This is a genomic window from Halomicrobium sp. IBSBa, from assembly GCF_017612575.1.
Taxonomy (GTDB): Archaea; Halobacteriota; Halobacteria; order Halobacteriales; family Haloarculaceae; genus Halomicrobium.
The window spans coordinates 69,516-90,989 of record NZ_JADPQC010000005.1; the positions used below are offsets into that span (position 1 = coordinate 69,516).

The 21,474-nt window shown below is 67.2% G+C and carries 26 protein-coding genes; 15 read left to right on the forward strand and 11 right to left on the reverse strand.

Annotated elements, in window-relative coordinates; translation table 11 throughout:
• The first annotated feature begins 17 nt into the window (after positions 1 to 17).
• Complete coding sequence (locus tag IL252_RS12975) at positions 18 to 1,205, forward strand: redox-regulated ATPase YchF (RefSeq protein WP_208628325.1); 1,188 nt, start codon at positions 18 to 20, stop codon at positions 1,203 to 1,205.
• A gap of 28 nt (positions 1,206 to 1,233) precedes the next feature.
• On the opposite strand, the gene IL252_RS12980 is transcribed toward IL252_RS12975, so the two are convergent.
• From IL252_RS12980 to cysK, 3 genes are all read right to left on the reverse strand, one after another.
• Positions 1,234 to 1,482 carry a HalOD1 output domain-containing protein gene (locus IL252_RS12980; protein WP_244257135.1) on the reverse strand — a complete coding sequence of 83 codons (249 nt, stop codon included), beginning with the start codon at positions 1,480 to 1,482 and terminating at the stop codon, positions 1,234 to 1,236.
• 106 nt (positions 1,483 to 1,588) lie between these two features.
• Complete coding sequence (locus IL252_RS12985) at positions 1,589 to 2,305, reverse strand: bacterio-opsin activator domain-containing protein (RefSeq protein ID WP_208628327.1); 717 nt, start codon at positions 2,303 to 2,305, stop codon at positions 1,589 to 1,591.
• Positions 2,306 to 2,388: 83 nt separating this feature from the next.
• Positions 2,389 to 3,321 carry a cysteine synthase A gene (gene cysK / locus IL252_RS12990; protein ID WP_153552473.1) on the reverse strand — a complete coding sequence of 311 codons (933 nt, stop codon included), beginning with the start codon at positions 3,319 to 3,321 and terminating at the stop codon, positions 2,389 to 2,391.
• A 136-nt stretch (positions 3,322 to 3,457) separates the two neighbouring features.
• On the opposite strand from cysK, the gene IL252_RS12995 reads away from it, so the two are divergent.
• Positions 3,458 to 3,586: a hypothetical protein gene (locus IL252_RS12995; RefSeq protein WP_018257158.1), complete on the forward strand. Its 129-nt coding sequence runs from the start codon at positions 3,458 to 3,460 to the stop codon at positions 3,584 to 3,586.
• A gap of 109 nt (positions 3,587 to 3,695) precedes the next feature.
• Here IL252_RS12995 and IL252_RS13000 read toward each other — a convergent pair whose 3' ends face one another.
• Positions 3,696 to 4,400 carry an SOS response-associated peptidase gene (locus IL252_RS13000; RefSeq protein ID WP_208628328.1) on the reverse strand — a complete coding sequence of 235 codons (705 nt, stop codon included), beginning with the start codon at positions 4,398 to 4,400 and terminating at the stop codon, positions 3,696 to 3,698.
• Positions 4,401 to 4,536: 136 nt separating this feature from the next.
• Positions 4,537 to 4,809 carry a hypothetical protein gene (locus tag IL252_RS13005; protein ID WP_208628329.1) on the reverse strand — a complete coding sequence of 91 codons (273 nt, stop codon included), beginning with the start codon at positions 4,807 to 4,809 and terminating at the stop codon, positions 4,537 to 4,539.
• Positions 4,810 to 4,945: 136 nt separating this feature from the next.
• Between IL252_RS13005 and IL252_RS13010 the strand changes: the two genes are divergently transcribed.
• A complete protein-coding gene (locus IL252_RS13010) occupies positions 4,946 to 5,350 on the forward strand; it encodes a hypothetical protein (protein WP_170093475.1) in 405 nt (134 codons plus the stop codon).
• 37 nt (positions 5,351 to 5,387) lie between these two features.
• Positions 5,388 to 6,614, forward strand: a complete 1,227-nt coding sequence (locus IL252_RS13015) for a TIGR00300 family protein (protein WP_208628330.1) — start codon at positions 5,388 to 5,390, stop codon at positions 6,612 to 6,614.
• Positions 6,615 to 6,719: 105 nt separating this feature from the next.
• Here the strand turns inward: IL252_RS13015 and IL252_RS13020 are convergent, their stop codons facing one another.
• The 3 genes from IL252_RS13020 to IL252_RS13030 all read right to left on the reverse strand — a co-directional run bounded on the left by IL252_RS13020 (position 6,720) and on the right by IL252_RS13030 (position 8,381).
• Positions 6,720 to 7,139, reverse strand: a complete 420-nt coding sequence (locus IL252_RS13020) for a universal stress protein (RefSeq protein WP_170093477.1) — start codon at positions 7,137 to 7,139, stop codon at positions 6,720 to 6,722.
• 117 nt (positions 7,140 to 7,256) lie between these two features.
• Positions 7,257 to 8,042, reverse strand: coding sequence for a hypothetical protein (locus IL252_RS13025; protein ID WP_208628331.1), 786 nt, complete (start codon positions 8,040 to 8,042; stop codon positions 7,257 to 7,259).
• A 66-nt stretch (positions 8,043 to 8,108) separates the two neighbouring features.
• The gene (locus IL252_RS13030) at positions 8,109 to 8,381 is read right to left on the reverse strand and encodes a hypothetical protein (RefSeq protein ID WP_208628332.1); all 273 of its coding nucleotides are present in this window, start codon (positions 8,379 to 8,381) and stop codon (positions 8,109 to 8,111) included.
• Between the two features lie 94 nt (positions 8,382 to 8,475).
• Here IL252_RS13030 and IL252_RS13035 point away from each other — a divergent pair, with 94 nt between their 5' ends.
• Positions 8,476 to 8,889, forward strand: coding sequence for a VOC family protein (locus IL252_RS13035; protein ID WP_208628333.1), 414 nt, complete (start codon positions 8,476 to 8,478; stop codon positions 8,887 to 8,889).
• Here IL252_RS13035 and IL252_RS13040 read toward each other — a convergent pair.
• Both IL252_RS13040 and ilvD read right to left on the reverse strand, forming a co-directional pair.
• Positions 8,886 to 9,548 carry a hypothetical protein gene (locus IL252_RS13040; protein ID WP_170093481.1) on the reverse strand — a complete coding sequence of 221 codons (663 nt, stop codon included), beginning with the start codon at positions 9,546 to 9,548 and terminating at the stop codon, positions 8,886 to 8,888. The two genes, IL252_RS13035 and IL252_RS13040, sit on opposite strands and share 4 nt — an antisense overlap.
• A gap of 336 nt (positions 9,549 to 9,884) precedes the next feature.
• Positions 9,885 to 11,618, reverse strand: a complete 1,734-nt coding sequence (ilvD, locus tag IL252_RS13045; protein WP_208628334.1) for a dihydroxy-acid dehydratase — start codon at positions 11,616 to 11,618, stop codon at positions 9,885 to 9,887.
• Between the two features lie 117 nt (positions 11,619 to 11,735).
• On the opposite strand from ilvD, the gene IL252_RS13050 reads away from it, so the two are divergent.
• From IL252_RS13050 to IL252_RS13065, 4 genes are all read left to right on the forward strand, one after another.
• Positions 11,736 to 12,716, forward strand: a complete 981-nt coding sequence (locus IL252_RS13050) for a beta-ribofuranosylaminobenzene 5'-phosphate synthase family protein (RefSeq protein ID WP_208628335.1) — start codon at positions 11,736 to 11,738, stop codon at positions 12,714 to 12,716.
• 69 nt (positions 12,717 to 12,785) lie between these two features.
• The gene (locus IL252_RS13055; protein ID WP_208628336.1) at positions 12,786 to 13,625 is read left to right on the forward strand and encodes an HTR-like protein; all 840 of its coding nucleotides are present in this window, start codon (positions 12,786 to 12,788) and stop codon (positions 13,623 to 13,625) included.
• Positions 13,626 to 13,714: 89 nt separating this feature from the next.
• On the forward strand, positions 13,715 to 14,713 hold the full coding sequence (locus IL252_RS13060) for a ribbon-helix-helix protein, CopG family (RefSeq protein WP_208628337.1): 999 nt from the start codon (positions 13,715 to 13,717) through the stop codon (positions 14,711 to 14,713).
• A complete protein-coding gene (locus tag IL252_RS13065; RefSeq protein WP_208628338.1) occupies positions 14,710 to 15,264 on the forward strand; it encodes a hypothetical protein in 555 nt (184 codons plus the stop codon). The genes IL252_RS13060 and IL252_RS13065 overlap by 4 nt, the downstream gene beginning before the upstream one ends.
• A 64-nt stretch (positions 15,265 to 15,328) precedes the next feature.
• On the opposite strand, the gene IL252_RS13070 is transcribed toward IL252_RS13065, so the two are convergent.
• Positions 15,329 to 16,249 (reverse strand): thiamine-phosphate synthase family protein, encoded by a 921-nt coding sequence (locus tag IL252_RS13070; protein WP_208628339.1) that lies wholly within the window; start codon positions 16,247 to 16,249, stop codon positions 15,329 to 15,331.
• Positions 16,250 to 16,350: 101 nt separating this feature from the next.
• On the opposite strand from IL252_RS13070, the gene tenA reads away from it, so the two are divergent.
• From tenA to IL252_RS13095, 6 genes are all read left to right on the forward strand, one after another.
• Positions 16,351 to 17,016: a thiaminase II gene (gene tenA / locus IL252_RS13075; protein ID WP_208628340.1), complete on the forward strand. Its 666-nt coding sequence runs from the start codon at positions 16,351 to 16,353 to the stop codon at positions 17,014 to 17,016.
• Positions 17,013 to 17,753 carry a TenA family protein gene (locus IL252_RS13080; protein ID WP_208628341.1) on the forward strand — a complete coding sequence of 247 codons (741 nt, stop codon included), beginning with the start codon at positions 17,013 to 17,015 and terminating at the stop codon, positions 17,751 to 17,753. Before tenA ends, IL252_RS13080 begins: the two co-directional genes overlap by 4 nt.
• Positions 17,747 to 19,279 carry a sodium:proline symporter gene (locus tag IL252_RS13085; RefSeq protein WP_208628342.1) on the forward strand — a complete coding sequence of 511 codons (1,533 nt, stop codon included), beginning with the start codon at positions 17,747 to 17,749 and terminating at the stop codon, positions 19,277 to 19,279. Before IL252_RS13080 ends, IL252_RS13085 begins: the two co-directional genes overlap by 7 nt.
• Positions 19,279 to 19,404 (forward strand): hypothetical protein, encoded by a 126-nt coding sequence (locus IL252_RS17750; protein WP_279634287.1) that lies wholly within the window; start codon positions 19,279 to 19,281, stop codon positions 19,402 to 19,404. The genes IL252_RS13085 and IL252_RS17750 overlap by 1 nt, the downstream gene beginning before the upstream one ends.
• Before the next feature lie 176 nt (positions 19,405 to 19,580).
• Positions 19,581 to 20,903 carry an NRAMP family divalent metal transporter gene (locus tag IL252_RS13090; protein ID WP_208628343.1) on the forward strand — a complete coding sequence of 441 codons (1,323 nt, stop codon included), beginning with the start codon at positions 19,581 to 19,583 and terminating at the stop codon, positions 20,901 to 20,903.
• Complete coding sequence (locus IL252_RS13095) at positions 20,903 to 21,454, forward strand: hypothetical protein (RefSeq protein ID WP_208628344.1); 552 nt, start codon at positions 20,903 to 20,905, stop codon at positions 21,452 to 21,454. Before IL252_RS13090 ends, IL252_RS13095 begins: the two co-directional genes overlap by 1 nt.
• Positions 21,455 to 21,474: the final 20 nt, after the last annotated feature.

Here is a 21,474-nt window from a genome sequence, read left to right on the forward strand (position 1 = left end):
TTGGCGTGACTGTGTGCATGAGCTTCGACGTCGGACTCGTCGGCAAACCCTCTGTCGGCAAGTCCACCTTCTTCAACGCGGCGACGATGAACGACGTGCCCGAAGGGGCCTATCCCTTCACGACGATCGACCCCAGCGTCGGCGAGGCCTACGTTCGCGTCGAGTGTGCCGCCCCCGAGTTCGACCACACCTGCACGCCGAATCTCGGCTACTGCGAGGACGGCACCCGGTTCGTCCCGGTGCGTCTCGTCGACGTGGCCGGTCTCGTCCCCGGTGCCCACGAGGGGCGGGGACTGGGCAACCAGTTCCTCTCGGACCTCAACGAGGCCGACGTGTTGCTCCACGTCGTCGACTTCTCTGGGACGACCGACATCGAGGGCGAGCCCACCGAGGACCACGACCCTCGCGAGGACATCGACTTCCTCGAAGACGAACTGGACATGTGGTACCTCGACGTACTGGAGAAGGGCATCGAGCGCTATCGCTCGGGGTACCACGGCGAGGAGGCGGCCATCGAGGAGGACCTGGCGACCCAGATGGACGCGTTTCGAACCAACAAAGACGAGATCAAGCAGGTGATCCTCTCGCTGGATCTCGAACTGGACCCCGACACCTGGGACGACGCGGACCGCGAGGCGCTGGCCAGCGAGATCCGCAAGCGCACCAAGCCGATGGTGATCGCGGCCAACAAGATGGACACGCCCGCGGCCCAGGCGAACTTCGAGGAAATCACGGCAGATCCCGACTACGACCACCTGACGATCGTCCCGACCAGCGCCCACGCCGAGAAGGCGCTCAAGAACGGCGACGAACAGGGCGTTCTCGACTACCTGCCCGGCGACAGCGAGTTCGAGATCGTCGAGGACGTGCCCGGGGAGAAAGCGACCGCACTGGAGCAGATCAGCGAGTTCGTCGGGGAGTACGGCGGCACGGGCGTCCAGCAGGCCATCGAGACGGCGCTGTTCGACGAGCTGGGTTCGATCGCGATCTTCCCTGGCGCGCGCAAGCCCCAGGAGGACGGCACCTTCCTGCAAGACTGCTTCGTGCTGGAAGACGGCGCGACCGCCGAGGACTTCGCGTACTTCCTGCACACCGACATCGGCGACGGCTTCCTGCACGCCCACGACGTTCGCAGCGGCCGCCAGATCGGTGCAGACACGGTGCTCGATCACCGGGACGTGGTCGAAATCACGACGACGAACTAGGTCGTCGCGCGGACGGCGAGAATGAGTGTTAGATCTCTTCGATCGTGACGGTTTCGTCCTCGACGGTGACGGTGTATCCCTCGTAGTCAAACGATATCCGTACCGTGGTTTCGGTGTGTGTCACCATCGCATCGAGTGCCTCTGGATCCACGACGTGATACAGTGGCGTCAGGTCCGTCGCGGCGACCCCTTCTCGCTCCGCGACGGCCCGGACGATGTCTTCGGTCGTGGCTGGTGGGTTACGTGCTGTACTGTGGTTCGGAACCTCTGATGTCATACTGAGCATAGCTGATCGGTGTCGTGCCCTTCCCATCGGCACGGATAGTGCTGCCATTTTGGTGGATGGGATTGCTCGGAGTGAAACTATTGCCTATACTGAATGGCTAGTGGCTCGCGGGCACGCTGTCGTGCTCGTCGTCTGGCACCTCGAACAGCTCCAGCAACAGCACTTCCAGCCCGCGATAGAGGTGCTGGCTGAAGGTCGGCTGTGAGATGCCCAGCGCGGCCGCACAGTCGCTCGCGGAGCTTCGGCGCGGCCAGGCCAGATAGCCACTCTGGACGGCCGCACGGACGGCGTCTCGCTGTTTCGTGGTCAGCGACGAGAGGTATCGTTCCGCTCCGACCGCTCCCGTCACGGCGACGAGGTCGGCGTCGTCACGGTGCCACTTGGACAGCAGCGTCGCCCCCGCGTGGTGTCGGACGACCGCGTCCACGACGGTGCTCGGGTCGGCGTCGTGGGGTACCTCGACGACGACCATCCCCGTCCCGGCGTCGGCGACAGTTCGCTTGACGACAGCGTGGACCGTCGCCAGCGTGCAGTGGATGCAGTCCTCGCTGTCGGCGACGACCTCCAGCAGACAGGTTTCGCCGTCCGAGCGGACGATCCGGGTCGATCTGACGCCCGGAAACGACTGCGCGAAGCATTTCGTCTCGGACGGCGTCGCTGCGACGGTGTAGTATCGTAACACGTCGCCGTCGTCTCGGTGTATCACGTCCTCGTTGACGACGCGACAGTCGAGTTCGTCCGACATCGCGACGAGGAAGTGCTCCGGATCGCGCAGCTCGAACTTCAACTCGACCGTGGCCCGCTCCGTGTCCATATCTCAGCATCCACGGTCGGCTACTAATTCATAATTGCAGTACCTAGGCATTAACGGGAGTAAGGAGGGATTAACGGAGCGGTTTACTCGAATAGGTCGGTCGACAGATACCGCTCGCCGGTGTCTGGGAGGACGACGACGACGGTCTCGTCGGGGTGCTCGCGCGCGTACTCGACGGCGACGCCGAGGGCCGCACCGGCGGAGATGCCGACGAGGACGCCCTCCTCGTGGCCGAGTCGCCGGCTCCACTCGCGGGCGTCGTCCGACGTGATCGTCCGGACCTCGTCGAGCAGATCCCGTCGCAACACGTCGGGGACGAAGCCGGGGCCGATCCCCTGAATGTCGTGGCTGTCCGGGTCGTCGGCCGAGAGGAGCCGCGAGGCGTCGGGTTCGACGGCCACCGAGGTCACGGCGGTCTTGCCCCGATCCTCTTTGAGATGTTCGGAGACGCCGGTGATCGTCCCGCCGGTGCCGACCCCGGCGACGACGGCGTCGACGCCGCCGTCAGTGGCGTCCCAGATCTCGGGACCGGTCGTCTCGCGGTGTGCGCTGGGGTTGGCCTCGTTCTCGAACTGGCGGGCTCGGACGGCGTCGTCGGCCTCGGCCAGCTCGTCGGCACGTTCGATCGCGCCGCCCATGCCGTCCTCGGCAGGGGTCAGTTCGAGGTCGGCACCGAGGGCTCGCAACAGCCGACGACGCTCCTCGCTCATCGACGCCGGCATCGTCAGCACGCAGTCGTAGCCGTTGGCCGCACAGACCGCTGCCAGCCCGATCCCGGTGTTCCCGCTGGTCGCCTCGACGACGGTGCCGTCCGCCGACAGCGCACCGCACTCGCGTGCGGCCTCGACCATCGCCAGCGCGATGCGGTCTTTGACCGAGTAGGGGTTCGACGATTCGAGTTTGCCGTACAGGTTCGACGCAAACGAGTCGAGCCACAACAGCGGCGTCTCACCGACGAGATCGGTGACGCGCTCTGCCGCGGCTACTCGTTCGACGGTGTCTCCAGCAGCGGTCATGCACCCGTAGTTGGACGGCGGCGACGCTGAGTGGTCTCCCTCTGTACTGTGGTAGTTGAAGTCACGCTTCGTGTGTCGGTTAACTCGGTTCCGAGTCCAGGCACATTTATGTCCAATGAACAATTATGAAGAACTGATGCCACAGATCACGGTCTCAGACCAGCTGTACCGCAAGCTCGAAGAAGCCACGGAGGACCGGGACACAGAGGACGCGATGTGGGAGATGGTGTACCGCTTCGATCGCGGAAACAACCCCTCCGAGTGAGACTGTCGGCAGTCACTGTTTCGAGTTCTCCACGACTCCAGAGCACGAGACGCTTCGGGACGCACAGCCGACACACGAGACGACTGGTCGTCTCTGCCCTCGATTGACCCTACACGCCGGGTGCGTCGAGGACCGCGGGTGAGTCGTTGCTGGGATCGTTGACCGCCGTCGAGACCGGACGAGCCGCGAGTTCGCCGTCGTAGGGCTCCAGCAGGGCGCGGCGCTCGTCGTCGTCGCCGTGGAGCCAGATCTTCTCTTCGCCCGGATCGAGGATCACGGACATCCGGTGGTGTAGCTCGCGGACGAACTCGTTTGGCTCGGTCGTCAAGATTGTGAACGTCTCGACGGCCGTCGTCTCGCCGTGCGCGCCGTCCGTCTGGGTCCCGAACTCACCGAGTCCGGCCTGTCGCTGTGGCGGCCGCCACCGTTCCCACAGCCCTGCCATCGCGAAGGGGCGCTGGTCGTCTCTGGTGACCCGATACGGCTGCTTCTCGCTTCCCTCCTCTCGCCACTCGTAGAAGCCGTCCGCGGGCACCAGACACCGGCGTCGCTCGTAAGCCTCGGCGAAGCTTCGCTTCTCGGTGACCGTCTCGGCGCGGGCGTTGATGAACTCGAACTCGCTTCGGTCGTCGGCCCACGACGGGATCAGCTCCCACTCCATCCGCTGGATCGTCTCGGGCTCGTCGGCGGTGATCACCGGGAGAGACTGACGGGGCGCGGCGTTGTACCGCGGCTCGTACGCTTCGGCGAAGGTCGCGCCGAAGCGCGCTTCGATGTCCTCGCGTGGCGCGAACAGACTGTAGCGACCGCACATACCGAGACGTGGGGTCGCCAGCGTCTAATACTGTCGGCTGCCCGCCACACGTCACCACACCGGGATCGCAAATCGCTGCACGACGATCTGGCTGACCGTATCGCCCACATCGAGCCAGCCGGGGGTCGCCGACCGATCACTCGGCGTCCAGCGCCGCGGCGATCCCCTCCAGCTCTGCCTTCCGGAAGGCCCGGTCGGTTCGCTCTACGGTCTCCGTCTCGCCGATCTCGCGGCGAATGCCGCCGCGCATCTCTCCTTTCGGTGGGAGCCGGTCCGTGTCGATCTCGTAGCCCACTGCCTCACAGATCGCGGCCAGGGCCTCCTTCGTGAAGGCCGTGGATTCGACGCGCTCGTAGCGGTCGACGGCGACCCGAATCTCGTTGCGTAGCTCGTCGACGGTCGGTGCCATAGCTCCCACCGGGCGTGGCTCCGGCCTATCCGTTTCGGTTCGCACGCGACCGGTCACGATCTGTGACGAGACGGCCGGGGGCAGCACCCGGTAACGGGCGCGATTTTAAGCCCGATCGGGCCTTAGGTGGCGGTAGATGACGGGCGAGCCCTCGTTTACGATTCCGGCGCGGCCGCGGCGGCGCTACCCCTCCAGCGGCGGGGTCGAGTACGAGGGCCAGACGATGTTTCGGCTCGAACCGGCGACCGAGCTGTCACAGACCGCACTCGGCCGGCTGGTCGAGCGTGTCCTCACGGACGGCCCCTACCGTTCGGGGGCGTTCGTCGAACTCCCGATGCCGCTGTGGCTGGTCCGGGACGAGGGCAGCGCCGACGTGTTCCGCGTCTCGATCCGGGACGGCTGTGTCCGTCTCCACGTCCTGCCAGCGACGGGATCGGAGGGGCTGCGACGCTTCTACGACCGACTCGTCGCGGCCGGCGACTGCGCGTGGGCCGTCGACTGTCGGTCCGACATCGCCGGTCCCGGTCACGAGGGCGGGTAACACAACTGTCTTGGCGACCAGGGCCGTCGGTCCGTGCATGACTGTCTCTCGCGAGGTGGAACTGGAGGGCCACATCATCGACTCCGGGATGATGCAGACGTGCTTTGGCATCATCATGGATCTGGGTGGCTCGTTCACCGTCGAGACGTTCGACATCGGCCGGCACAAGACCGACGAGTCCTACGCTCGCCTGCTGGTCGAGGCCGACGACGAGGCGACGCTGCAGTCGATCGTCCACGAGCTCCACCAGAACGGCGCGAACCCGGCAGATCCGAAAGACGTGACGCTGGAGCCCGCGCCCGCCGACCAGGTGGTGCCCCACGGTTTCTACTCGACGACGAACCACCCGACGTTCGTCCGCTACGACGACGCGTGGCTCACCGTCGAGAACGTCGAGATGGACTGTGCCGTCGTCGTCGACACCGACGAGCCACGGGCCTACACGAAGGTGCTCAACGCCGTCGAGGCCGGCGACCAGATCGTCACCGGTGAGACCGGAATCAGGATCGCCCCGCCGGAGCGCCCGCGAGGCCAGCAAGGAGCCTTCGGGTTCATGCAGGGCGGCGTCTCGTCGGAACGGCCCTCCGAGTCGACGATCCGCCAGATCGCCGAGGCCATCGAGGAGACCCAAGCCGACGGCGGGCAGGTCCTCGCCGTCTGTGGCCCCGCGCTGATCCACTCGGGCGCACGCGAGGACCTCGCCCGCCTCGTCCGCGAGGGGTACGTCGACATGCTCTCTGCGGGCAACGGCTTCGCCGTCCACGACATCGAGCGCGACCTCTATGGCACCTCGCTCGGACTGGACACCGAGAGCCTCGATCACGCCCGCAAGGGCCACAAACACCACATCTACACCATCTCGGAGATCATCCGCGAAGGCGGCATCGAGGCCGCCGTCGAGTCGGGGACGATCGATTCGGGCGTGATGTACGAGTGTGTCACCAACGACCGGCCCTTCGTACTGGCCGGCTCGATCCGCGACGACGGCCCGCTGCCGGACACGATCACCGACGCCGTCGAGGCCCAGAACGCCATCCGCGAGCAGGCCCACGAGGCCGACATGGTGCTGATGCTCTCGACGCTGCTACACTCCGTCGCCGTCGGGAACTGCCTGCCCTCGACGACGCGGGTCGTCTGTGTCGACATCAACCCCGCGACCGTCACGCAACTCCTGGACCGCGGGTCGGCGCAGGCAGTCGGGATGGTCACCGACATCGGCACCTTCGTGCCGCTCCTGGCCGAGCAGTTGGTCGGCGAAGAGTAGGGTCCGCGCGCACAGCGTTGCAGGTCGTCGCAGTCCTCGGCCCACCACCGCGAGATGGGCGGTCGTTTGACTCTGGACACTCTCGGTTGGCCCCCTCGGAGTCACTCACCGAGCGACAATTACTGGAACAGGCGAGTTGCGGAACACTTTCTGGGCGACGTTCCCGATGACCAGTCGGTCAACCATCGAGCCGCCGTGACTTCCGATTACGACCGCATCGAAATCGCTGGCCTCGTTTAGAATCGCCCGTGCCGGATGCCCCAGTTGCACCTCGGTAGTAACCTCGACATCGTACTCAGCGGCGAAATCCCGGGCGTCATCGAATACCTCCTGTGCGCGCTCCTGGGCAGCCGCTTCGATATCGTCTTCAAGAGCGAGTGCGGTGGCTTTCCCTCCCATCGCTGACGGTTCTCCCACGACATGCAAGACGGTGATTTCTGCGTTCGGGTGGTTCTCGAGCGCATACTCAAGGGCTCGATGCGCCATCTCCGAATCGTCCATCGGGACCAGGACTCGTGAGAGCATGTGATGGCTACGATCAGGAAGTGAATAAAACGGCGGGTCGTTCGTTTCGAATCAGAGAATCCGACCGGGGACGATCTGCGGAACGCAGCGACCGGTTTCGTCGTCGGCCTTCTTCGCTCACACCTGGTGAGCAGACGATCCGTCGTCGCCGTGGAGGCCGTCGACGACCCGTTCGAGCGACTCTCTCGCGGTCGAAAAGTCCGTCTCGGTCTCGAAGTGCAGTGTTTTCGGACGGGTTGGGCCAATCGCAGACGCGATGGCGCCCACCGACCGAGCGATCATATCGACGAGCCAATTGGACTCGTGTAACTCCCAGCGCAGGTGGATCGTTCGTGTCTCGGGAGCGGCCGTAACGTCGGCTAACTTACCCAGCCCATAGCAGCTGGCTGTCGAGAGCCCAGTCCGCTCGCGTTCGATGCACAGTGACGTTCCGACGCTAAAGGAGACGCCCTGGTACGTCCACTCCGCGAGCGGTGTTTCCGGCAGGAGAACCGCTGGTTTGTCCGAGATCGTCTCTGAAACACTCGTCCCGATACCGGACGCGACGGCATCGGAAACAGTGAATTGCGCGTGCTCTGGGACGTACTGCAGACAACGTTCGCCGTCGACTGTCAGACACACTTCGCGGACGCCAGTCGCACTAGCCCCCGTGAGGTTGAGCAACGGCTGTGTGACTTCGGTCGCGTGCTGGAGGTCTGTCGAGCGGTAGACCGTGGCTCCGTTGTCCGACGAGCTGTCGAACTCCGAGCGAAGGTGGTCGACGACCCCTGGAGCGTCCCGACAAATGGTCTCGTCTTCGACGCGAAACCGCGCCTCGGTCGCGTGCGTCGTGGCAGCTTCGAACGCAGTCGCGATAGTTCTCTCGTAGGCGGGCGTTCCGCGCAGTGCCCACCGAACGAGCAAACTATGCGTGGGACGATACGCTGCCATCAGCGGTTTCTCCGTGCGAACTGCGGTCGGACTCGCCGATCAGACGCCCTCGACGCCCGAGCGATACTCCTTGACGTGTTCGTGGGCCTCGACGATCGCGTCCGTCGCGTCCCCGTCGGTGCTGTCTTCGAGGTCGTGCAGCGCGTTCTGGATGCGGGCCAGTCGGCCGTGGTCCGGCCCTTCGTCGGCCGTCGAGAGCCGGTCGAGCTGGTCGGCCAGCTCCGACAGGCGTTGGCCGTCGTCGTCACTGTCTGCGGACTGTGCTGCCGAGGTGAGGAGATCGCTCGCCGTCGCGAGTGCGTCGCGCGTCATATTTGACGGTACAGAGATGTCCCAAATAACCCTTCGGGTATCGTCGCCGACCGACTCCGAAGCGGTTTTTCGCGGCGGTCCCACAGGGTCGGCTATGCCAGCGACCCACCACGTCGGTATCACCGTCGCCGATCTGGACCGCGCCGTCGAGTTCTACAGCGACACCTTCGACTTCGAGGTGTCGAGCCGATTTTCGGTCTCGGGCGCGGCGTTCGAGACGGGCGTCGGCGTCCCCGACGCGGCCGCGCAGTTCGCCCACCTCGACGCCGGTGACTGCCGGCTGGAACTGGTCAGCTACGAGCCCACGGGCGAGGACGCGGCCGCCGAGGCAGTCAACGACACCGGCGCGAAACACGTCGGGTTCGAGGTCGACGACATCGAAGCCTTCTACGCCGACCTCGACGACGGCGTCGAGACGGTCAGCGAGCCCCAGACCACGGCGAGTGGGACGACCATCCTCTTCGTCGAGGACCCCGAGGGGAACCTGATCGAACTACTCGAACCCTAGTCGCTCGTCCACTCCGCGATGTGGTCGGCCACGTAGTCCTGGCTCCCCAGTCCGACGCCGATACCGACCGCCAGCGCGATGCCGAGGCCGAGACCGACCGCGACCGCCTGGGCCATCGTGTTGAGGATGACGGTGTTGTAGCCGATGGCGTCCAGCCCCAGCGTCACCGAGACGAAGTAGACGACGCCACGAGCCACCAGCGCGACCAGCGGCGTGACCGAGCGGCCGGCGAGCACGTCGTTGTCCTTGAGCGCGCGCGAGACGTAGCCGGCGACGACGAAGCCTGCCAGCAGGATCAGGACGCTGCCCAGGAGCGACGCCAGATACCGGGCACCGATCTGTGCCCAGCTCGCGATCTGGCCGGCGTTGACGAGACTCAGCGAGATCACGAGTGCGATCAGCGTGAGCAGGTACGTCGTCAGGCCAGCCAGCGTGTCAGCGATGGCCTCGTCCTCGCCGAAGAACGCACCCAGCGGCGTCTCCAGAACAGCCTCGTCGAGGTCGACGCGCGCCGCGACGGCTGCGATCCTGTCGCCGACTTTCGGCCCGACGGTCGCGTAGGCGACGATCGGCAGCACGATCGCCACGATCCAATCGACCACTCCGGGTGCAGTGTCGATTATCCGCCCGACCTGGAGGAGTTGCAGCGGCGTGCTCATACGCGACTCTCCCGTCTGTCGACCACCGTTTCACGTCCGTGCGCCTCTATCGCTGTCCGGTCGATGCACATGTCCACCTGGGTGAATCTCTGGCGATTATTTAAGTCTTTAGATAAACTATCGTCCCAGATGAGAGTAATTTACCGCTACAGCGGATCGCGTGGCAATCTCGCAGAACGTGGACCTCGGCCCATAATTGTTGTGTAGCAATCACTTGTGCGCACGAATCGATCTCGGCCGCATCGACGGGACCACTTATACTACCGGCTGTCACTGTTTCGAGATATTCGCGACCCCGTGGTCGCGACATTCTTCACAGACTTACAACCGTCCGTCTCAGTCCCACTTCGCGCCGGGATTCGTCACCGCACCGTTGGCCGCCGATCCGAAGTCAGAGTGGTACTTCGCCAGCACGCCGCTGTCGTAGTTGGGTTCGGGGTCGTGGTCTTCGAGGCGGGCCTCGATCTCCTCGTCGGTCAGGTCGACCGAGAGTTCGGTGTTGTCGATGTCGATGGTGACGGTGTCGCCGTCCTCCAGTGCGGCGATGGGGCCGCCGACGAACGCCTCGGGAGCGACGTGGCCGATCGAGAAGCCACGGGTCGCACCCGAGAAGCGGCCGTCGGTAAAGAGCGCCACGTCCTCGGCGTGGCCCTGGCCGGCGACGGCGCTCGTGACGCCAAGCATCTCGCGCATGCCGGGGCCGCCCTGTGGCCCCTCGTTGCGGATACAGATCACGTCCCCGGACTCGACGTGACCCTCCTGGACGTACTTCATCGCTCCCTCTTCGGCCTCGAAGACCCGGACCGGCCCCTCGTGGGTGAGGTGGTCCTCGCCGGTGATCTTGATGACAGCGCCGTCGGGCGCGAGATTGCCCGTGAGAATCCGGATCGCACCGCGCTCGTGGATCGGATCGTCGACGGTTTCGAGGAAGTCGACGTCGAGGTCCGCGATCGCGGGCGGGTCGATCTGCGCCAGTTCCTCGGCGATCGTGTTGCCGGTGACCGTCTGTGCGTCGCCGTGGAGCAGGCCGGCGTCGAGTAGTTCGCCGAGGACCACGGGGACGCCCCCGACCTCGTGGAGGTCGTTCATCACGCGCTCGCCGCCGGGCTGGAGGTCGGCGATCTTGGGCGTGCGGGCGCTGATCTCGTTGAACGTCTCGATGTCTAAGTCGATGCCCGCTTCGGCCGCGAGTGCGAGCACGTGAAGCACGGCGTTGGTCGAGCCGCCGACGGCGACCTGGAGGGCGATCGCGTTCTCGAAGGACTCGCGGGTGAGGAACTCGGAGGGACGGCGACGTTCCTGGACGGCCTCGACGGCGAGTTCGCCGGCCCGACGGGCCTCCTCGTAGCGAGACTCGTGTTCGGCCGGCGGCGAGGCCGAGCCAAGCGGCGCGAACCCGAGCGTCTCGGAGATCGACGCCATCGTGTTGGCTGTGAACATCCCACCACAGGAGCCCGCGCCGGGGCAGGCCTGCCGTTCCATCTCGTCGAGTTCGTCCTCGCTCATGTCGCCGTCGGCGACGGCACCGACGCCCTCGAAGACGTTCTGGATGGTGATCTCGCGGCCGTCGTGTTCGCCGGGCATGATCGAGCCGCCGTAGAGAAAGACGCTGGGCAGGTCCGTCCGGATCGAGGCCATCATCATGCCGGGCATGTTCTTGTCACAGCCCCCGATGGTGACCAGACCGTCCATGCGCTCGCCGAAGGAGACGAGTTCGACGGAGTCGGCGATCACTTCCCGGGAGATCAGCGACGCCTTCATCCCCTCGGTCCCCATCGAGATGGCGTCCGAAATCGTGATCGTGCCGAACTCGATGGGCATCCCCTCGGTCTCGTCGATGCCCTCGTAGGCGGCCTCGGCGACGTCGTCCAGGTGGACGTTACAGGGCGTGATGTCGGCCGCCGGGTTGGCGACGCCGATCATCGGCGAGGACAGGTCTTCGTCGTCGTACCCCATCGCGCGGAACATCGCGCGGTGCGGGGCTCGTTCGGTCCCCTCTGTGACCTCCGAACTCCGGAGGTCCGGATCCTTCCCTTCGTCTGCGTCGGGCGTTCGCTCCTGCTTGCTCATGCTGTCGAGTCGTCGTCGGGGGACCTTAAGCGCACGGACTACCGTGTTCGTTCTTCTCACGCGCTTGCACTCGCTCCGGAGCCCCACCTTCATTTCGGGGGAGCCAAAAGAGGTGGTATGGTGACGGTGACGACGGCGGCGCGACTCCACTTTGGCTTCCAGAACCTCGCGCTGGCCAACGAACGGTTGTACGGCGGGGTGGGGGTCGCACTCGACGCGCCCCAGCTCGTCCTCGACGCCCAGCCCGCAGACGAGATCGACTGCGACGACGGCGAGGCCGAATCGTACGTCCGGCGAGCGGTCGCGACGCTTGGCCTCGAAGGGGCTCGCGTCTCGGTCCGCGAGCGGTTGCCACGCCACGTCGGCTTCGGCAGCGGGACACAGCTCGCGCTGGCGGCGGCCGTCGCCGTCGCGCGGGCCTACGACCGCGAGGTCGAACCGCGAACGCTCGCGCCGGAGCTCGGCCGCGGCGGTCGCAGCGGCGTCGGCGTCGCGGCCTTCGAGTCCGGCGGCTTCGTCGTCGACGGCGGCCACCCGACGGAGCGGTTTACCTCCGAGCCGCCCGCCAACGGCGACTGGACGGTCCCGCCGGTGATCGCGCGCCACGAGCTCCCCGACGACTGGCGGTTCGTCCTGGTCGTGCCCGACGCGGAACCGGGTGCCAGCGGGGCCGAGGAGGACCGCCACATGCGCCAGGCCGTCGAGCGGGCCGATCCCGGCATCGCCGACGACGTGGCCGCGACGCTGACCCGGACGCTCCTGCCGGCCGCCGCGGAGGGTGACCACCGGCGGTTCGGGACCGCCGCAGCCCGGGTCGGACGGCTCAACGGAGCCTGGTACGCCGACGAACAGGGCGGGGTCTACCGCCCGCCGGCCGGCCGGATCGTCGAGCGACTGGCCCAGCAGCCGACCATCGCCGGTGCCGGCCAGTCCTCGTGGGGACCGGCGGTGTGGGGGCTGACGACGCGTGGCGACGTGGAGGCAGCCAGGACGGGCGTCGAGATGGCCCTGAGCGACCTCTCGGTCGACGCCGACGTACTGGTCGCCAGCCCACGCAACGAGGGCGCGACGGTCGAGGACGGGCCGACGCTGGGCTGACGCCCTCGGATAATCGTTCGCGATAACTGCGGCCGAAGCGTTAAGCGACGCCACGGGTCACTGGGCGGTATGGACCGCATCCCGTTCGGCGTTCGCCAGCTCGACACCACCATCAAGGGGGGTGCACCGACGGGCAGCGTCGTCCTGGTCTCGGGCGAGTCCGGTGCCGGATCGCGGGAGTTCATGTACACGAGCGCGCTCATCAACGGGCTCGCGGCCGGCGACAGCGACGAGCTGTACGACCTCTACTACGGGTCGCCCACGGCCGACGCCGTCGATCCCGACGGCGTCCACTACATCTCGTTTACCGCCTCGAAGGAGGATCTGGTCGACGAGATGCGCCTGGCGATGGACGACGAGATCGTCGAGAACGGCGCAGATGCCATCCAGTTTCACGAGCTGACAGAGCGGTACTTCCACGTCAGTCCGGTGCCCCGCGACTGGTACGCCGACGCCACCGAGAGCATCACCGATCTGCGCAAGCGTCACGAGCGCCAGGGGCTGCTAGAGGCACTGGGGAGCAAGCTCAGCGAGATCGCGCCGAACAACCTCGTCGTCATCGACTCGCTGTCCGATCTCGTCGGGGCGATCGGCGACGACATGGAGTGGTCGGACATCAGCTACCTCGTCCAGGGGCTCACCAAGGCCGCGAACCACTGGAACGGACTCATTCTGGTCCACCTGAACCACGAGACGGTGTCCTCGACGCGGTACGCCCAGCTGACCGACGCGACGACCGGTGCGATGCGCTTCGAGTGGGAGTCCGGCGGCTCGACGCGGGCCCGGACCCTCGTCGTCTCGCAGTTCCGTGGCGTCCTCTCGCAGATCGAAGACGAGAACATCGTCCGTTTCGAGACCGAGATCGGCGACAGCGGCTTCGACATCAGTGACGTGCGCAAGATCCGGTAGCGACGGCGGCCAGCGGGTGTCGTATCCGCCTATCAGCGCCTGAAATCGGCGGCAAACGCTTAACTGTCTGGTTCCGAAACCGATCCACAATGGCGAGTGAGTCGCGTGAAGAGCAATCCGTCTCGGTCGATCTCTCCGACGAGCTCGACGAGTGGCTCGACCAGCAAGCCGAGCGCACCGACACGGAGCGGTCGGCGATCGTCAGACAGCTCCTGGAGACATATCACGCGACAGAGACGCTCGACGAGACGGCCATCGAGGAGATTCAGGCCACCGTCGAGGAGGCCGTCACCGCCGAGGCGACGAAGGCGACGCGGGCGATGGTCGCCGACCGACTGGAGTCCGAGCTTCCGGCTCAGATCGAGGCGGAACTCGACGAGCGCGTCGAGCGAGCGGTCGAGTCGACCCTCGACGATCGACTGGCAGCGGCCGTCGAGCGGGCGATCGGGGACGAACTGCCCACCATCGCCGACGCCGTCGAGAGCCGACTCGACGAACAGCGCTCGACGACGATCGACGAGGTCGGGGCACGGATCCAGCAACTCGACGCGGAGTTTCAGGAGAAACTCGACGACGTTCGCCAGCGGGTCGTCCAGGTGAAAAAAGAGACCGACGCCAAGGCACCGGTAGAGCACACCCACGAGGCCTTCGAGCGGTTCGAGGAACTCGACGGCGAGATCGAGGCACTGGGAACTAATCTGGGGGCCGTTCGGGACGACCTCGACGACCTCGACGGGCGCGTCGACGACACCGACGAGCGCCTCGACGACGTGGTCGAACGTCTCGACGACGCCGAAGACAAACTCAATCGGGTGGCGTGGGTCGTCAGTGACCTGCGAGACGAGACCCAGGGCAAAGACAGCTACGAGCGGGCCGTCGCCCGGATCAAACGCGCCGCCGCACAGGAGGGACTCACGACGGCACGCTGTGAGAACTGCAGCGAGTCGGTCGAGATCGCACTGCTGACCGACCCGGAGTGTCCCCACTGTCACGCTGCGGTCTCGGACGTGCGCCCCGAGGGCGGGATCTTCAGGACGAAAGCGCGGCTCGTGACGGCGTCGGAGCTGGAGGCCGGTGAGGAGACGTGAGCGACGACGATCCCTTCGAACGGCTCGACGATATCGAGCGGGAGGGCGATCCCTTCGAGCGGTTGGACGACGAAGCCACGACCGGCGAGCCAGCTGACTCCGGCGACGAGTCCGGCAATTCCGCTGGCGCGCGCGAGGGCGATGACGAATCCACGCCGGCAGACGATCCCTTCGCCGCGTTCGACCGCGACGACGCGGCGACGGCCGACCGGGAGGACCCGGCGGTCGATCCGTTCGCAGACGTGCCCGACCGCGACGGCGACCCCTTCGGCGACGGCGAGAGCGCCTTCGAGCAGGTCGACGTGGGCGAGATCGACGCCGACGCCGTCTGGGAGTCGATCGACGACGAGGATGGAGCGCCCGAGGTGCCCGAAGCGAGCCGATACGCCGAGGTGTCGAAACACGCCTACTGCGAGCAGTGTCCGTTCTTCTCCGAACCGCCGGAGGCCCACTGTACCCACGAGACCGCCGAGATCATCGAGTACCTCGACATGGACCGGGTCCGGCTGCTCGACTGTCCGGTCGTCGCCGAGCGCGAAGACCTGGAGTGACGCTGGACCCCCGCAGCGATCGCCGGTGTCGGTGGTGGTTCACAGAGGGGCGGCCACGGCCTATCTACGCGGCGTCGGTGACCAGCTCGACGGCCAGCTGTGCCGCCGACTCTGCGGTCTCGCCGAGCACGTACGTGATCGGCTCGATCCCGAACGCCCCCTCGTGGTAGACGACCCGTGGCACGTCGCCCTCTCGCTCGAACTGTTCGCGGAGCCGCTCGGCGCGGTCGTCGTAGTCGGCGTCGAACTGTAACGGCTCGATGCCGCGTTCGCGAGCGGCCGCAAGCAGCGCGTCGTCGGTCGCGAGGTTGAGTGCCCCACCGATCGACGGATCGACGGCCCGGGCCGCGAGGATCACCGTCGACACGTTGCTGGAGGCCCCGAACTCCGGTTCAGAGGGGACCTCGACCCGGCCCCGCATCGCGTGGATGCGTCCCGGAATCGCCGCCACGTCGGTCAGGTCAGTCGCCTCGGGGAGCGCCGTCCCGACGTTCGTGCCGACGTTGGGGACCGCCGCCGCCATCCCGTCGGCCGTCGACAGGAGCCGGGCGGCTCGCCGGACGGTCGCCAGCGTCTCGCGTTCGGTCGCCAGCGCGGGATCGTCGCCGCGGACACAGAGGTCACAGCCCAGTCCCTGCAGGGCCGGCATCGCGTCCTCGTGGAGCGTACAGATCGGGCCGCGATCCTCGAACGCGGCGATCAGGTCCAGCAACTCGGCCAGTGCGTCGTAGCCGTCCATCGATCCACTCGCCAGCCCGGCGGCGATCTCCTCGACGGTCGCCTGTGTCCGGGGATCGCCCGCGACTGGTCCCGTTCGGTCGAGGTCGCCGTCCAGATACGCGCTCACCGCGGCCTGGGTCACGCCGAGGTGGTCGGCGACGGCCTGCTGTGTCAATCCCTCGTCGGCGAGTTCGCGTGCGAGCATCGCACGGACCTGCGGGAGGACCTCCTCGACGACGATCTCGCTCGGCAAGACCAGCGACATACCCGGGGTTCGATCCACCCCGACAAAAGTCGTGTGGGGTCGCCCGGAATAACTGGCTAATATCGGTAGATTATAAGACCGCGAACCGAGGAGACATACGCATGACTGGGACCGACGAACTGGCGACGATCGGCGAGCCGATCTGGGAGGCGATCCTCGACCACCCGATGGTGCGGCGACTCGGTGCGGGCACGCTCGACGAGGAACCGTTTCGCTACTGGGTCCGGCAGGACTATCGCTACCTGATCGACTACGCCCGGGTGTTCGCCCACGGGGCGGCGACGGCACCGACCCTCGACCGGATGGGCACCTTCGCGGAACTGCTCGACGAGACGATCAACACCGAGATGGATCTCCACCGGGCGTACGCCGCCGAGTTCGGTATCAGCGAGGCGGAACTCGAAGCGACTGAACCGTCGCCGACGACCCGGGCCTACACCGACTTTCTCGTTCGGACGGCCGCGACGGGCACCTTCGGGGACCTCGTCGCCGCACTGCTACCCTGTATGTGGGGGTTCAACGTCACCGGCAAACGACTGGCCCAGCGGGGGCGGCCCGACGACGAGCGCTACGCCGAGTGGATCGACACCTACGCGGGCGAGGAGTTCACCGAACTGACAGAGTGGTGCAAAGAGTGCATGGACGACGTGTGGGCACGGACCGGCGAGCGCGAGCGCGACCGCTACCGCGACCTGTTCCGAACGTCGGCCCGGTTCGAGTACCGCTTCTGGGACGCCGCCTGGCGACAGGAGGAGTGGGACGTATGAGCGACACCGTCCCCGGGGATTTCGCCGCCTACGCCGACGAGCAGGACACGGCTCGCTTCACCGACTGGTGCCGCCAGCGAGCCGAGCCCGACTGGACCGCCGCCGTCGAGCACCCCTTCACGGTGGGGTTCCGCGACGGGACCATCGAGGACGCGGCCGTCCGGCGCTATCTCGTCCAGGACTACGCCTTCCTCGATTCGCTGGTGGGGGCGATCGGGCACGCGCTGGGCGACGCGCCGTCGATGGCGGCCAAGCGTCGACTCGCCGACTTCCTCGGGACGCTGACCGACGAGGAGAACGACTACTTCGAGCGCTCGTTCGACGCACTCGACGTGTCCGAAGGCGAGCGCACCGATCCCGACCTGACCCCGACCACGCGGGCCTTCCAGGACCTGCTGGGCCGGGCGGCCCGCGAGGGCGGCTACGCGGAGACGCTGGCCGTCCTCGTCCCCGCAGAGTGGATCTATCGCGAGTGGGCCGGCCGCGAGAACGCCGCTCCGGACCGGTTCTACCTCGCCGAGTGGATCGCTCTCCACGACAATCCCGCGTTCGACGAGACTGTCGCGTGGCTGCGGCGCGAACTGGATCGAGCGGGAGCGGCGGCCCCACCGGCCCGCCAGGGGCGACTCGCCCGGCTGTTCGAGCGGACCGTCGAACTGGAGGTGGCCTTCTTCGACGCGGCGATGGCCGACGAGCGACCGGCAGCGGCCACGAACGGCGGTGATCGGCAGTGGTGACGACGCCGGTCGCGCTCGGGCTGACCGTCGCGACGCTGGTTTGCTTTACCGCCGTCGGCCTGTGGTTCTCCCGCGGGTCGGTCGGGAGCGTCGAGGACCTGCTGACAGCCCGCGGCACAGCCGGCCGCGGCCGCATGACGGCGACGCTGGTCGCCTCCGTAATGGGCGTCTGGATCCTGCTGTCGGCACCGGAAGCGGGCGCGAGCTTCGGGATCGCCGCCGTCGTCGGGTACGCCATCGGCGAGGCCGTCCCGATGCTGGCCTACGCGAAGATCGGGCCGCGGCTCCGAGCGCTCGTCCCCGACGGCCACTCGCTGACCGAGTACGCCCACGCCCGTTACGGCTCGGCGATGTACGCGTTCGTCCTGCTGGTGAGCGGACTCTACATGTTCGTGTTCGTGGCGGCCGAACTCACCGGCATCGCCAGCGCACTCTCGCTGGTGGCCGGCGTCCCGCAGTGGCAGACCGCAGTGCTGGTCGGCGGGTTCGTCCTGCTGTACACGAGCTACGGCGGACTCCGGGCCTCGATCCTGACCGACACCGTGCAGGCCCTGCTGGTGCTCCCGCTGCTGGTGCTCGCGCTGGGCGGTGCGGTGTGGGCGCTGGGTGGAGCGGGGACGATCCACGCCAACGTCGTCGCGACGAACCCGTCGCTGCTCGATCCGGGCTACGTGCCCGGCCTCACCTTCGGACTCGCGCTGTCGTTCGCTATCTTCGGGGCGGAACTTATCAATCAGACCTGGTGGCAGCGGATCTACGCGGCCGAAGACGACGCCACCGTCGGGCACAGCTTCAAGATCGCCAGTCTCACAAACGGTGCGATCATCTTCCTCGCGGCCCTGTTCGGTCTGGTCGCGGCCGGCAACGCTGACGTGGTGACGGACGTGACCAGCGCCGGGTACAACGCCGACGTGGCCTTCTTCGTCCTCTTGGAGTCGGCCTTCCCCGAGTGGCTCGTGCTCGCGGTCGTCCTGCTCGCGCTGTTGCTCGTGATGAGTTCGGTCGACTCGCTGTTCAACGCGCTGGCGAGCGTAGTCACCGCGGACCTGCCTCGCCTGCTCGACGATCCGGACGACCGGACGCTGCGGCTGGGTGCCCGCCTGCTCACCGTCGGCGTGGCCGTCGGGGCCGTCTACGTCAGCCTGCGAGCCCGGAGCGTCCTCCGACTGTTCTTCCTCGCCGACCTGCTGGGTGCCGCCGTCGCGGTGCCGCTGGTCTATGGCCTGTTCTCCGAGCGACTCACGGGGTTCGGCGCGCTGGCCAGTAGCCTCGGCGGTCTCGCGGTCGGGCTGACCTTCTTCCCCGACTTCAGCGGGCTCGTCCGTTCGATCCCGGTCGTGGGCGGGCTCCTGCCGGCCCCCGACCCGCTGTACCTGCTGGCCTTCGGCGGCGCGGCCGTCGTCTCGTCGCTCCTGACCGTCGTCGCGGCCCGGCTGTCGGCCCCGACCTTCGACCACGACCAGCTGGGCGAGGAGATCAGATCGCTCGACGACGCCGCGGGGGAACGCCCGGAGGTGAGCGACTGATGGCCGTCATCGGTGCGACGGCCTTCGCCGTCATCCTGTGGGGGGCGCTGTTCGCCGTCGCTGCCGTGTTCTGCTACGAGTGTTACACCGTCGCGGCCGAGGTCGGACTGCTCGCCCGGGACTGATACTGCCGGCTGTCACTGTTGCAAGCGATTCGCGACCACGGGGTCGCGAAATCATTCACAGATTTACAGCCGGCGGTACGTGACGGCGTATCGTCGTCTGTCCGGCCGACCGTACACCATCTGGTGGTACAACTGGGTTCAGCAGACTTTTACGTCGGTACGTGTAGGTGGTGGCAATGAGCAACGAGACGACCGAACTGTCGGGATTCGGGCGTGGGACAGTCCGTTCGTACATCGACGAGATGGGTCCGGCCTGGGTCGCCGGTGCGATCGCCGCCGGCCCGGCGACGATGGGGAGCCTGCTGTCGGCGGGGGCCGGCTTCGGCTACACGCTGCTGTGGGTCGTGATCGTCTCTGCGGGGGCGGGCGCGCTCTCGCAGTTCCTGGCGATGCGGCTGGGCCTGCTGACCGAGCGTGGCATCGTCGCCGTCGTCGAGGACGCGCTCGGTGAGAGCTGGGCGTGGCTGCTCGTGGCCGACGCGGTACTGGCCTCCGGTGTCGCACAGCTGGTGATCATGAAGACCGTCGCCGGGGTTTCGGCGACGATGACCGGGATCGACGCCGGCATCTGGGGCGTGATCTGGGGGCTCGTCCTCGCCGTCGGACTGGCCGGGCGGGGCTATCGCTTCCTCGAACTCGCTGCGAAGGTGCTGGTGTCGCTGGTGGTCCTGGCCTTCGTCGCCTCGCTGTTCGTCGTCCCGATCGACGCCGGTGCGGCCGCGGCCGGACTCGTTCCGTCCCTGCCCGCCGGAAGCGCGGTGATGGCGGCCGGCATCGTCGGCGGGGCCGTCCACATCACGCTCATCACGATGCATTCCTACACGATGCGGGCCCGCGGGTGGACCGAGCGAGACGGCGACCTGGCGACGTTCGACATCGGCGCGTCGATGCTGCTCGTCTTCGGGCTGTACAGCCTGGCGATCTTCCTGGTCGCCGCGAGCGTCCTCACGTCGACGGATCTGACGACGATCGGCGCGGCACAGGCGCTCGGTCCGATCGCGGGGGACAGCGCCCAGTGGCTCTTCCTCGTCGGCCTGGCCGGCGCGGCCGTCTCGACGCTCGGCGCGAACACCATCGTCCCGCCCTTCCTGATCGCCGACAAGTTCGACTGGGACACCGACGTGAGCGACGCCCGCTACCGGGCGCTGCTGGTCGCTGTCGCGCTGCTGTCGATCCCCGGCGCTTTCATCCCCGGCAACGTGCTCGGACAGCTGGTGTTGATCCTGGCGGTCGGCACGCTCGGGACGCCCTTCGCGATCGCGATCGTCCTCTACCTGCTCAACACCGACACGGTCTCGCGGCAGAACTCGACGGCGACCAACCTCGGCGGCGTCGCGCTGCTTGCCGTCACCGGCGTGCTCGCGGCGAACTTCGTCCGCGAACAGGTGGCTGCCGGCGTCGGCCCGCTCTCCGGGTTCGTCGTGACTTTCGGCGCGGCGATCGCGCTGGCGACGCTCGTCCTCGGGGGCAAGTACGTCCGCGAGGAACTGCTGGCCTGATGGCAGTCGAGACCGGGCGGACCCTGATCGTCGGACCCGCCAACGTCGGCAAGACGACGGCGACCGGGGAGCTGCTGGAGCAGTGGCTCACAGCGCACGGCACCGACGGCGTCGTCGCACTCGATTTCGCCCCCGAGGTCGAACGCGACGGCCGGATTCTGGGCGGTCGCCTCGACCGCGTGACGGCGCTTCCGGCGGCGGTCGACTACCGCGCTCTCGACGCTCACGCACCGCGCTCGGAGGGGGCCGACGACGAGGCGGCGCTGGCGCTGGCCCGCGACAACGCCGACCGCGCCAGAGCGCTGCTCGCGGACGCTCCCGCCGATCCGACGGCGGTGTTCGTCAACGACGCCACCATCCCGTTCCAGGCCGACGGCGACATCGGACCACTGTGTGAGTACTGCGAGACGGCCCAACTGGTCGTCGCCAACGCCTTCGCGAGCGACGAACTCGGCACCGACGATCCCGTGTCGAGACACGAACGGACCGCGCTGGCAGCACTGCGCGAGTGGGCCGATCGGATCGTGACACTGGACGAACCACGCGGGTGAGAGCCTCATCGGGACGGCGC